We start from the raw sequence: 11,447 nt of genomic DNA, 5'->3' as shown, positions 1-11,447 counted from the left end.
TGTGCGGTGGACGCCACTCGCTCTCGCCGTTGGTCCCGGGACGGCGGATGTCCCTACGCTGGAGGGGCCGGTTCCCTCGGGAAGGAGACCCATGGCCGACGCGGACATCCACTTCTACTTCGACCCGGTGTGCCCGTTCGCCTGGATGACCAGCAAGTGGGTGCGGAAGGTGATGGCCCAGCGCGCCTACACGGTGGACTGGCGCTTCATCTCGCTGCGGCTGGTCAAAGCCGAGGTCGACTACGAAAGCCACTTCCCCGAGGGCTACGAGGCGGGCCACACCGCCGGGCTGCGCCTGCTGCGCGTGGCGGCCCGTGCCAGGGCCGAGCACGGGCGCGCGGCGGTGGGACCGCTCTACGAGGCGATCGGCACCGCGGTGTTCGACTCGGCGAACTCGCCCGAGCTGGCGCCGGGGGATCGCGGTGGCCGCGCGTTCGCCGAGCCCCTGCTCACCAGGGCCGGGCTGCCCGCCGGACTCGCCGACGCGCTCGACGACCCGGCCCTGGACGCCGAGATCCAGGCTGAGACGGACGAGGCGCTGTCCTTGACCGGCAAGGACGTCGGCACCCCGATCATCCACTTCGGACCGCCGCACGGAACCGCGTTCTTCGGCCCGGTCATCAGCAGGCTGCCGGGCGACGAGGACGCGCTGCGCCTGTGGGACCACGTCGTCGGCCTGGCCGCGTTCCCGGGGTTCGCGGAGCTCAAGCGCAGCCTGCGCGAGCGGCCGCAGCTGCGCGCGTTCGGCGTCGCCGACGGCGAGACCGGCGCGGAGGAGGACTGGCACGGCGGGAGCAGGCGGCTGAAGAGGTAGGGCCGCCCACCCCGCCACCGGGTGTCACGGCGAGAGGACGACCTTGCTGTAGCCCTCTTCCCTGCGGTCGAACCGCGCGTACGCGTCGGGGGCGTCGTCCAGCGGCCTGCGCTGCGAGACGACGAACCCGGGTGCCGCGCGGCCCGCGATGATCAGGTCGCGCAGATGCCGGTTGTAGGCCTTGACGTTCGCCTGCCCGCTGCCCATGCGCAGGCCCTTCTCGAAGAAGCGGCCCACGTCGATGAGCAACCGGCCCTGTCCGGCCTCCTCGCTCGGCGCGCCCGGGTCCCTCGGCAGGTACAGCCCGACGACCCCGAGCGTGCCCGTGGCCCGGACCGTCTCGATGAGGTCGTTGAGCACCACCGCGGGCTGCTCCTCGCCCTCGGGCACGGTCGCCTGGTAGCCGACCGCGTCGATGCCCTTGTCCGTGCCGCCGTCGGTGCGGTCCCTGATCTGTTCCGGCGCGCTGCCGCGCGTGAAGTCGATCGGCACGGCGCCGATCTGCTCGGCCAGCCGCAGCCGGTCCGGCACCTTGTCCACGACGAACACCTGGGAGGCGCCGCGCAGCAGGGCGGAGTAGGCCGCCATCAGCCCGACCGGGCCCGCGCCGTAGACCGCCACCGTCTCCCCGGGAGACACCCGCGCCAGCTCGGTCGCGTGGTATCCGGTCGGGAAGATGTCGGCGAGCATGGCGAAGTCGTCCTCGTGCTCCTCCCCGCGGGGCAGCTGGAGGCAGTTGAAGTCGGCGAACGGCACCCGCAGGTATTCCGCCTGGCCGCCCGGGTAGGGACCCATGCCGACGTAGCCGTACGCGCCGCCGGCGAACCCCGGGTTCACGGTGAGACAGAAGCCCGTGTTGCCGGCCAGGCAGTTGCGGCAGAAGCCGCACGCGATGTTGAACGGCAGGCACACGCGGTCGCCCGCGCGGACGCTCGTGACGCCGGAACCGACCTCCTCGACGATGCCCATGTTCTCGTGCCCGAACACGATGCCGGGCTCGGCGATCGTGCGTCCCTCGTACATGTGCAGGTCGGACCCGCAGATGGCCGTCGTGGTGATCCGCACCAGCGCGTCGGTCGGCTGCTCGACGCGGGGATCGTCCACCTCCCGCACCGCCACCTCGTGGGGACCCTGGTACACCACTGCTCTCATGCGGACCTCCTCGGCCGTGTGCTCCTGCCCCGGGACTACCCGGGTACGCGGGCGGGCATGCCATGCAGGTCACTCCGGCCGAGGCGGGCGGTTCACCAGACGAGCGCGCCGGGCCGCACGATGGTGGACGAGGAGATCACGGTCAGCACGGAGCCGAGGCTGGGCAGCCACCGCTGGGAGGGGTCGGGCTCGACGATCCACCGCGCCAGCGTGTGCGTGCCGCGTTCCCCGGGCAGCGGGATGGCCGAGCCGGCGGGCAGGACCCGGACGCCCGAGGGCAGCGGCGTCTCCGCGACCGCGACGTCGTCGGCCTCCACCAGCAGGACGGTGACTCGCTCGCGCCGCGTCGGCAGGGCCACCGCCGGGCCGGAGCAGCCCTGCCTGGCCAGGCTGGCCAGCACGACCTCCGAGAGCGCCCTCGGCACCACCACGGCGCCCACCCCGGAGCCGGTCACCAGCCGCAGGCCGCCCTGGTGCCACTCCACCGGCCAGCCGAACGTACCCCGGTAGTCCACCCCGGTCCCCGGCGACGGGGCCGCCTCCAGCTCCACGCTCATGGTGTCCCTCTTCTCTGCGGCACGTCCTTGTCCACCACTTCCGGGGATGCTAACGGCACGGAGTGCCACTAGCAAGAGGCACCTGCTACGTTCTGCGCATGTCCGTCGACACCCAGCAGGCACCCCGCCCCCGCGCCGGGCGGACCGTCGCGGGCCGGCGCAGGCTGCGCGGCGCGCTCACCCGGGCCGCGATCGACCTGTTCCTGGAACGCGGGTACGACACGACGACGGTCGACGACATCGCCGCCGCCGCGGGCGTCGGCAGGCGCACTTTCTTCCGGTACTTCCGGTCGAAGGAGGACGCCATCTTCCCCAACCACGACGAGCTGCTGGTCGACATCGAGCGCAGGCTGGCCGACTCCGACGACGAGCGGGATCCGGTCGAGACGGTGTGCGACGCGGTCCGGCTGGTGCTCGACTTCTACCTGCGCGATCCCGAGGTGTCCCTCAAGCGGTACGCCCTCACCCGCACCGTGACCTCGTTGCGGGACAAGGAGGTCGCCAGCGTCGACCGGTACCAGCGCGTGTTCACCCGGTACCTGCGGGCGCGCTTCCAGGCGGCGGGGGATCCGCTCGCCGAGATGCGGGCGCCCATCGCCGCCGCGGCGGTCGCCGCCGCCCACAACCACGTCCTGCGCCAGTGGCTGCGCGGCGACGGGGCCGTGGACGCGCACGCGCTCGCCGACCAGGCCTTCGCCACGGTCCGGCTGGCCCACTCCCCCGCCACCCCCGGCGAGCCAGGCGACCGGACCGTGGTCGCGGTGCTGCGCACCTCCGCACCGGCACCCGAGGTGGCCGAACGGATCACCAAGGCGCTCGCCCGGAATCCGCACGACGACGCTCGGTAACGGCACGGCGTGCCACTAACGAGCGCGCCGTCGCGCGGGGTCAGTGCGAGTCCCGGTGCACGGCCGAGCCGCTGGAGCCGGTGAGGAAGTCGAGGTCGGCGCCGGTGTCGGCCTGCTGGACGTGGTCGACGTAGAGACGTTCCCAGCCCCGGGCGGGATTCGCGAAGCCCGCCACGGTGGCCGCGTCCGGCGTCCGGCGGGCCAGCTCCCGCTCGGGCACCTCCAGCGCGATCCGCCGCGCCGGGACGTCGAGGGCGACGACGTCCCCGGTGCGCACGAGCGCCAGCGGCCCGCCCGCCGCGGCCTCCGGCGCGACGTGCAGCACCACGGTGCCGTAGGCGGTGCCGCTCATGCGGCCGTCGCAGATCCGGACCATGTCCCGCACCCCCTGTTCGAGCAGCTTCGCCGGGAGGGGCATGTTCGACACCTCGGGCATCCCCGGGTAGCCCTTCGGGCCGCAGCCGCGGAGCACCAGCACCGAGTCGGCGTCCACGTCGAGGCCGGGATCGTCGATGCGGGCGTGAAAGTCCTCGATGCTGTCGAACACGACCGCGCGGCCGCGGTGCCGCAGCAGGTGCGGTGCGGCGGCCGCGGGCTTGATCAGCGCCCCGCCGGGCGCCAGGTTGCCGCGCAGCACCGCGATACCGCCCTCGGCGAGGACCGGTTCGGCGCGGGTCCGGATGACCTCGGGGTCCCAGATCGGCGCGTCGTCGAGGTAGCCGACGAGCGGTTCGCCGGTGACGGTGAGCGCCGCGGGATCGAGCAGGTCCCGCACCTGGCTCAGCACGGCGAGCAGGCCGCCCGCGCGGTGCAGGTCGTCCATGAGGAAGCGGCCCGCGGGCAGCAGGTCGACCAGCAGCGGCACCCGCGACCCGATCCGGTCGAAGTCGTCCACGGTCAGCTCGACGCCCAGCCGCCCCGCGAGCGCGAGCAGGTGCACCACGGCGTTGGTGGACCCGCCGATCGCCGCCAGCGCCACGATCGCGTTGTGGAACGACCCCCTGGTGAGCAGGGTGCTCGGCCGCCGGTCCGCCGCGACGAGCTCGACGGCCAGCCTGCCGGTGCCGTGCGCGGCCTCCAGCAGCCGGGCGTCCGGCGCCGGTGTCCCGGCCACCCCGGGCACCACCGTGCCCAGCGCCTCGGCCACGAGCGCCATCGTGGAGGCGGTGCCCATCGTGTTGCAGTGCCCCTTGCTGCGGATCATGGCCGACTCCGACCGCGCGAACTCGTCCGCCGGCAGCGTGCCCGCGCGCACCTCCTCGGACAGCCGCCACACGTCCGTGCCGCAGCCCAGCGGCGCGCCGCGGAAGTGACCGGTGAGCATGGGGCCGCCCGGCACGACGACGGCGGGCAGGTCCACCGAGGCGGCCGCCATCAGCAGCGCCGGGATCGTCTTGTCGCAGCCGCCGAGCAGCACCACCCCGTCGACCGGGTTGGCGCGCAGCATCTCCTCGGTCGCCATGGCCGCCAGGTTGCGCCACAGCATCGCCGTCGGCCGCAGCTGCGTCTCCCCCAGCGACAGCACCGGCAGCTCCAGTGGGACACCGCCGGCCTCGTGCACCCCGTCCCTGACCGAGGCGGCCACCTCGGTCAGGTGCTTGTTGCACGGGGTGAGGTCGGAGGCGGTGTTGGCGATGGCGATCTGCGGCTTGCCGAACGCGTCCCCCGGCACTCCCCGGCGCATCCACGCGCGGTGGATGTAGGAGTTGCGGTCGTCCCCGGCGTACCAGCCGGCGCTGCGCAGCGGCCCTCCGGTCATCGGGAACTCGCCTGCGCCGGTGCGATGCGGGGAAGCGGCAACGGTCTCTCCGGGTTCGCGTCGGATCGGACGGGGACGGCGGTCGCGGCCGCTTCCACGGTATACCGTCGACAGCATCGCGTCGACGGTCGCGAACCGGGCACGGTGGCACAATCCGAACCCGTGACCACGGGAGACGCGACGACCCCGGCCGGACACGGCGACCACGCCGGCACGCTGACGGCCGCGCGCGCGGGCGATCCGGCGGCCTTCGCGCGGCTGGTCGACCCGTTCCGGGCCGAGCTGCACGCGCACTGCTACCGCATGCTGGGCTCGGTCCACGACGCCGACGACGCCGTGCAGGAGGCCCTGCTCCGGGCGTGGCGGGCGCTGGACCGCTTCGAGGACCGCGGCTCGATCCGGCCCTGGCTCTACCGGATCGCCACCAACCGGTGCCTGACGCTGCTGGAACACCGGCGCCGCCGGGAGCTGCCCACGGACCTCGGCCCCGGGGCGCCCGCCGCCGAGACGGCGTGGCTGGAGCCCTACCCCGACGACCGGCTGGGCGCCGCGGCGCCGGGGCCCGAGGCGCGTTACCTGGCGCGGGAGAGCGTGGAGCTGGCGTTCGTCGCGGCGCTGCAGCGGCTCGGTGCCCGCCAGCGCGCCGTGCTCGTGCTGCGCGAGGTGCTCGGCTTCTCGGCGCGCGAGGTCGCGGACCAGCTCGGCACCACGGTCGCGTCGGTCAACAGCAGCTTGCAGCGCGCCCGCGCGGCGCTCGGGCCGCACCGGCCCGGCACCAGCCAGCAGGCGGCGCTGCGTTCGCTGGGCGCGGACGCGGCCCGGGAGCTGGCGCGGCGCTACGCCGCCGCGTGGGAACGCGGTGACGTGGACACGATCGTCGGGATGCTCACCGAGGACGTCCGGTACTCGATGCCGCCGCTGCCGCGGTGGTTCCGCGGCCGGGACGCCGTCCGGGAGTTCCTGGTGGCCGAGCCGCTCACGCTGCGGTGGCGGTTCCTCCCGGCCCGCGCCAACGGGCAGCTGGCGTTCGGCACCTACCTGTGGCGGGCCGAACGCGCCGCGTTCGTGCCCGCGGGGCTCGACCTGCTGACGTTGCGCGGCGGGCGGATCGCCGAGGTGGTCTCGTTCCTCACCGCCGACTTCGCCCGGTTCGCGCTGCCCGCCGAGATCGTGCCCTGATCCGGCCGCGGGCGATGAGTCCGGCGCGCTTCCCGGGTTGTAGGGGGGACAGTCCCACCGAAGGAAGGAAAGCGCGAACGATGACCACGGACGAAGACCGGATCCGGACCCTCGTCGAACGCTGGGCCGCGGCCGTGCACGCCGGTGACCTGGACGGTGTCCTCGCCGACCACGCCGACGACATCGTGCTGTTCGACGTGCCGCCGCCGCACGGCGGCGTGCGCGGTCTCGAGGCCTACCGCGACGTCTGGCCCGGCTTCTTCGCATGGCAGGCACAGGGCGCGTCGTTCGAGATCGTGTCCCTCGAGATCACCGCGGGCGACGACGTCGCGTTCGCCCACGCCCTGCTGCGCTGCGGGACACCGCGGGAGCTCACCGAGCACCCGGACCGCAGGCTGCGGCTCACCCTGGGCCTGCGCAAGGAGCGGGGACGCTGGGTGGTGGCGCACGAGCACCACTCCTTCCCCCATCCCGTGGACGCGGACACCACGGAGGACACGGACACCGGGACGCCGTCCGCCGAGGACGAGGTGCGGGCACTGCACGACGACTGGTTCGGCGCCACCGCGCGGAAGGACCTCGCCGCGCTCATGGCGCCGATCGCCGACGATGTCGTCTCCTACGAGCACGACGCGCCGCTGCGCCACGTGGGGGTGGACGCCGTGCGGGAGGTCTGCGCGCGCGGGCTGGACGGCGCCACCGGGGCGGTGTCGTGGACCGTGCCCGACCTGGAGGTGCTGGTCCGGGACGACCTCGCCGTGGCGTGGGGGCTCAACCAGGTGCGCGCGGAGGCGGCGGACGGCACGGCCGAGGAGAGCTGGTCGCGCGGCACGCGGGTGTTCCAGCGCCGGGACGGCCGCTGGCAGCTGATCCACCAGCATCTCTCCTTCCCGTACGACCCGGAGACCGGGCGGGCGAGGACCGACCTCCGGCCGTGAGGGTGCGCCGGGTCGCGGCGTAACCGGCCGCGGCGGCGGGAATCCCGTCCCGGACGGGAACGTCCCACCGAGGGAAGGAGCACGGCATGGTCCGTCCTGTTCCGCCGGATCCCGGGCCGGGGCCCACACCGCCCCCGGAACCCGATCCGGCGCCACCCGAGCCGCCGCGGCCACCGGGCCCCGAACCACCACCCGAGCCGGAGCCGCCCCAGCCGCCGCAGCCGCCGGTCCCCGAGCCGGAACCACCACTGCGGGAGAACCGGCGGTGACGCCGGTGTGCCTCACCGGTCGCCGGGACGGGCCAGCACGGTGTCGTCGAGCGCCGCCCGCAGGTCGGGCAGTGACTCGAACACCGCGTCCGCCCCGGCCGCGGCGAGTTCGTCGACCGAGAAGCCGCCGGTCCGCACCGCGAGGGTGGGCACGCCGCGCTTGGCCGCGGCCTGGCAGTCCCACGGCGAGTCCCCGATCAGCACCCCGGAGCGGCCGCCCACCTCGCGCAGCGCGGCGTCGACGAGATCGGCCTCCGGCTTGGTGCGCGTGACGTCGTCCGAGGTGACCCGTCCGTGGGCGAGGTCGTCGCCGTCGAGGAGCGACAGCAGGTGTGCCACGTGCCGTGGCTCGCCCGAGGTGGCGAGCACGAGCCGGAAGCCGCGATCGCGCACGTCCCGCAGGATCTCCCGCGCCTGCGGCAGTGGCCGCACCTCGTCGATGAGCCGGTCGAACTCCTCGGTGTGCGCGTCCCGGACCCGATCTCCGCACTTCCGTTCCACGTCGTCACCCGCGACGTGCCCGACCAGCCGGTCACCACCCATGCCGATGGCCCGGTGCAGGTCCCACAACGGCAGCGTGATGCCGTACCGGCGGAACGCGCGGAACCATGCGAGGGCGTGCTGGTAGTTGCTGTCGACGAGCGTCCCGTCGACATCGAAGATCGCGGTGTCGGGCACCCGGCCGCTCCCTCGGTTCGCTCGGCGCACTGGCCGGAACCGGGTTTCCCGCGCGCGGCGGTTCCAAACGGGCCGTGCCGCGTCACGGCCCGGCGCAGGCCTGGTAGATCTGCTGGTAGCCCTCGGCCATCGCGTCGACGTCGAACCGGGACCGCGCCTCCGCGCGGCAGCGTTCCGGGGACAGCGACCCGGCCGCGCGGAGGGCGTCCGGGAGCTCGGCGGGGCGGTCGCAGATGTAGCCGGTCGCGCCGTGGGTCACCACTTCCGGGATGGAACCGCGGCGCAGGGCGATCACCGGCGTGCCGCAGGCCATCGCCTCGGCCATGACGAGCCCGAACGGCTCGTCCCAGCACACCGGGAAGATCAGGCAGCGCGCGGCGGCGAGCAGCTCGAGCTTCCGCTCGCCGCCGACCTCGCCCAGCCATTCGACGCCGGGACGCAGCCGGGGCTCGACCTCGCGCCGGAAGTAGTCGATCTCGTCGGGCTCGCGGCATTTCGCCGCGATGACCAGCGGCAGCCCGGCCTCCCCCGCGGCCTCGATGGCATACCGGATCCCCTTCTCGGGGCAGGACCGGCCGAGGAACAGGGCGAAGCCGTCCTTGCGGCGTTCGAACGGGAACTGCTCGACCCGGACTGCATTGTGGACGGTGCCGGCCCAGTTGAGGTGCGGCGCGATCCGCCGCTGCGCCTCGGACACGGCGACCAGGCACACGTGGTCGCCGAGCCGCCGGTAGTACTCGCCCATCTCACCGGTCACCGGGCCGTGTGTGGTGACCACCGTGGGCTGTGACCTGCTCCTGGCGAGCAACGGCCCGGCCATGGTGTGATCGTGGACGAGGTCGACGTCCAGCGAGTCCAGGATATCGGGCAGTGCGGCGGCGTGCACGACCTCGGGCAGCGCCTGCCCCAGCCGTTCGGGTCTCGGCACGTCCTGGGTCGACACGAACTTCACCGCGAGCTGGTCGCGCCCGACCCCGATCAGCGTGACGTCCAGACCGCGGACGTCGAGCTGCTCGGCGAGGTCCGCGCACATCGACTCGATGCCGCCGTACGCGGTCGGCGGCAGCTCCATCCATGGTGGTGCCACCATGGCGACACTCAACTGTCTCATGTGGGCGAATTGCCCGGCCGGTGTCGCGTGAAACCGCCACTTTCAGGTCAACGGCAGGGGTTCGCGGAGCAGCTTGACGCCGTCGGGCAGCCCGTGCACGTCCGCCTCGTTGTCGTCGACGTCGATCCGGATGCGGCCACTCCCGAGCGGGACGTCGTCGATAGTGAGGGTGGCGAGGGATCCGGGCAGTGCGGGAGCGATCCGCACGGTCCCCTCGGGCACGCACGGCTCCACGCGCAGCAGGGTCCGCAGCAGGTGCACCGGCGCCGCCGACGCCCACGCCTGCGGCGAGCACGAGGTCGGGTACGGCACCGGATCGGCGTACTCTGCCCGGTCGAAGCCGCACAGCAGCTCGGGCAGCCTGCCGTCGAAGGCCGCCGCGGCGTCGAAGACGGCCGAGGCGACCCGCTGGGCGTGCCCGACGAAGCCGTACCGCATGAGCCCCGCGGCGATCAGCGCGTTGTCGTGCGGCCACACCGACCCGTTGTGGTAGCTCATCGGGTTGTAGGCGCCCATGTCGGAGGCGAGGGTCCGCACGCCCCAGCCGCTGAACATCTCGGGCGACAGCAGGGAGTCCGCGACGCCGGCGGCCCGGTCCGGGTCGACGATGCCGGTCCACAGGCAGTGCCCGATGTTCGAGGCGACCGCGTCGACGGGCCGCTTGCCGCCGTCGAGCGCGACGGCGTAGCGCCCGGCGCCGGGCAGCCAGAACCGCCGGTGGAACAGCTCTTTCAGCCGGGCGGCGCGCTGCCGCCAGTACCGGCCGCCCTCCGGGTCGCCGAAGGTGTCGGCCAGTTCCGCCCTGGCGACGAAGGCGGCGTAGACGTAGCCCTGCACCTCGCACAGCGCGATCGGCGGCTCGGCGATCCGGCCGTCGGCGAAGTTCACCCCGTCCCACGAGTCCTTCCAGCCCTGGTTGACCAGGCCCCGCTCGGTCGCCCGCGCGTACTCCACGAAGCCGTCGCCGTCCCGGTCGCCGTACCGGTCGATCCACTCCAGCGCCCGGTCGGCGTGCGGCAGGAGAGCCTCGACCTCGTCGCGGCCGATGCCCCACCGGCTCAGCTCACCCAGCAGCATGACGAACAGCGGCGTGGCGTCGACCGTGCCGTAGTACACGCTGCTGCCGCCCAGGGCGAGGGACACGTCGGCGCCGAAGCGGACCTCGTGCAGGATGCGGCCGGGCTCCTCCTCGCTGTTGGGTTCCGTCCGGACGCCCTGGTGCCGCGCCAGGGTCTGCGCCGTGCCCAGTGCCAGCGTCGGGTCGATCGGCAGCGCCATCAGCGAGGCGAGCAGGGAGTCCCGGCCGAACAGCGCCATGAACCACGGCGCGCCCGCGGCGATCACCACGTCCTCGAGATGCTCCGGGTCGAAGATGCGCAGCGCACCGAGATCCTCCCGGCTGCGCTGCAAGGTCCTGGCGGTGGCCGGGTCGGCCCCACGGCGCACGACCGGGCTCCCCGCACGCCACCGGCGCAGCCGCTCGGCGGGCTCGGACTGCTCCACCGGGCTCTCCAGCGGGAACATCGGCGCCGCCTGCTCCCCGTCGACCGTGGGCAGCGCGACGACACTCGCCGACCAGTCCCCCTTGGGCGGGACGACGGCGTGGAAGGTGAGCCAGTCACGCCCGTACTCCGCGTCCGTACCCCTGATCCGGATGCCCCGGCTGCCGTCGCCGACATAACACAGCAGGGCGAGCGCGGAGTCGCTGAAGTCGATGTCGCAGCTGCCGCGGGGCCGGACGCGTTCCTCCTTGACCTCGAACAGGTCGGCGAAATCGGCGTCGGCGTGGAGGCTCACCGTGCAGCTGACCGTCCGCGTCCCGTAGTTGTGCAGCACGATGTCCTCCCGCATCCCGGCCGCCACGTACCGGTCGCGGCGGACCAGCAGGGCGCTGTTCGGGTCCTCGCTGCCGGGATGCCCGCGCCCGAGGAAGGTCGCATGGAAGGGCGTGGGGGTCACCACCGTGATCGGCTGCACGCGGCTGCCGTCCAGCCGCAGGCTCCACCGGGACAGGATGCGGGTGTCCTGGTAGAAGAGGCCCTGCGCGACGGCTCCGTCCACGTCGCCGTCGTTGCCGGAGATGCAGAACGACGTCCCGTGCACGAGCGTGACCACGTCCATGCCTGGCCTCCAGTACCGCTT

At 73.7% G+C, this 11,447-nt stretch carries 11 protein-coding genes; 5 read left to right on the top strand and 6 right to left on the bottom strand.

What is annotated here, in order from left to right:
* The first annotated feature begins 91 nt into the window (after window positions 1-91).
* A complete protein-coding gene (locus B0I33_RS00300) occupies window positions 92-814 on the top strand; it encodes a mycothiol-dependent nitroreductase Rv2466c family protein (RefSeq protein WP_106176453.1) in 723 nt (240 codons plus the stop codon).
* 24 nt (window positions 815-838) lie between these two features.
* Here the strand turns inward: B0I33_RS00300 and B0I33_RS00295 are convergent, their stop codons facing one another.
* Together B0I33_RS00295 and B0I33_RS00290 are read right to left on the bottom strand one after the other, a co-directional pair.
* Window positions 839-1,966, bottom strand: coding sequence for a glutathione-independent formaldehyde dehydrogenase (locus B0I33_RS00295; protein WP_106176452.1), 1,128 nt, complete (start codon window positions 1,964-1,966; stop codon window positions 839-841).
* A 92-nt stretch (window positions 1,967-2,058) separates the two neighbouring features.
* Window positions 2,059-2,523 carry a hypothetical protein gene (locus tag B0I33_RS00290; RefSeq protein ID WP_106176451.1) on the bottom strand — a complete coding sequence of 155 codons (465 nt, stop codon included), beginning with the start codon at window positions 2,521-2,523 and terminating at the stop codon, window positions 2,059-2,061.
* Between the two features lie 98 nt (window positions 2,524-2,621).
* Here B0I33_RS00290 and B0I33_RS00285 point away from each other — a divergent pair, with 98 nt between their 5' ends.
* The gene (locus tag B0I33_RS00285) at window positions 2,622-3,371 is read left to right on the top strand and encodes a TetR family transcriptional regulator (protein WP_106176450.1); all 750 of its coding nucleotides are present in this window, start codon (window positions 2,622-2,624) and stop codon (window positions 3,369-3,371) included.
* A gap of 40 nt (window positions 3,372-3,411) precedes the next feature.
* Here B0I33_RS00285 and B0I33_RS00280 read toward each other — a convergent pair whose 3' ends face one another.
* Window positions 3,412-5,130, bottom strand: a complete 1,719-nt coding sequence (locus B0I33_RS00280; protein WP_106176449.1) for an IlvD/Edd family dehydratase — start codon at window positions 5,128-5,130, stop codon at window positions 3,412-3,414.
* A gap of 162 nt (window positions 5,131-5,292) precedes the next feature.
* Between B0I33_RS00280 and B0I33_RS00275 the strand changes: the two genes are divergently transcribed.
* The 3 genes from B0I33_RS00275 to B0I33_RS29590 all read left to right on the top strand — a co-directional run bounded on the left by B0I33_RS00275 (window position 5,293) and on the right by B0I33_RS29590 (window position 7,516).
* Entirely contained in the window at window positions 5,293-6,309 is a 1,017-nt protein-coding gene (locus tag B0I33_RS00275) for a sigma-70 family RNA polymerase sigma factor (protein ID WP_245900371.1), read from the top strand.
* A gap of 80 nt (window positions 6,310-6,389) precedes the next feature.
* Window positions 6,390-7,247, top strand: a complete 858-nt coding sequence (locus B0I33_RS00270; protein WP_106176447.1) for a YybH family protein — start codon at window positions 6,390-6,392, stop codon at window positions 7,245-7,247.
* A gap of 86 nt (window positions 7,248-7,333) precedes the next feature.
* Window positions 7,334-7,516, top strand: coding sequence for a hypothetical protein (locus B0I33_RS29590; protein ID WP_146147432.1), 183 nt, complete (start codon window positions 7,334-7,336; stop codon window positions 7,514-7,516).
* A gap of 12 nt (window positions 7,517-7,528) precedes the next feature.
* Here the strand turns inward: B0I33_RS29590 and B0I33_RS00265 are convergent, their stop codons facing one another.
* From B0I33_RS00265 to B0I33_RS00255, 3 genes are all read right to left on the bottom strand, one after another.
* Entirely contained in the window at window positions 7,529-8,194 is a 666-nt protein-coding gene (locus tag B0I33_RS00265) for an HAD family hydrolase (protein WP_106176446.1), read from the bottom strand.
* 82 nt (window positions 8,195-8,276) lie between these two features.
* Entirely contained in the window at window positions 8,277-9,305 is a 1,029-nt protein-coding gene (locus B0I33_RS00260) for a glycosyltransferase family 4 protein (RefSeq protein WP_106176445.1), read from the bottom strand.
* A gap of 42 nt (window positions 9,306-9,347) precedes the next feature.
* Window positions 9,348-11,426, bottom strand: a complete 2,079-nt coding sequence (locus B0I33_RS00255) for an amylo-alpha-1,6-glucosidase (protein WP_106176444.1) — start codon at window positions 11,424-11,426, stop codon at window positions 9,348-9,350.
* Between the last annotated feature and the right edge of the window lie 21 nt (window positions 11,427-11,447).

It is taken from the genome of Prauserella shujinwangii (genome assembly GCF_003001955.1).
Taxonomy (GTDB): Bacteria; Actinomycetota; Actinomycetes; order Mycobacteriales; family Pseudonocardiaceae; genus Qaidamihabitans; species Qaidamihabitans shujinwangii.
This window is presented reverse-complemented; position numbering and strand designations above follow the sequence as displayed.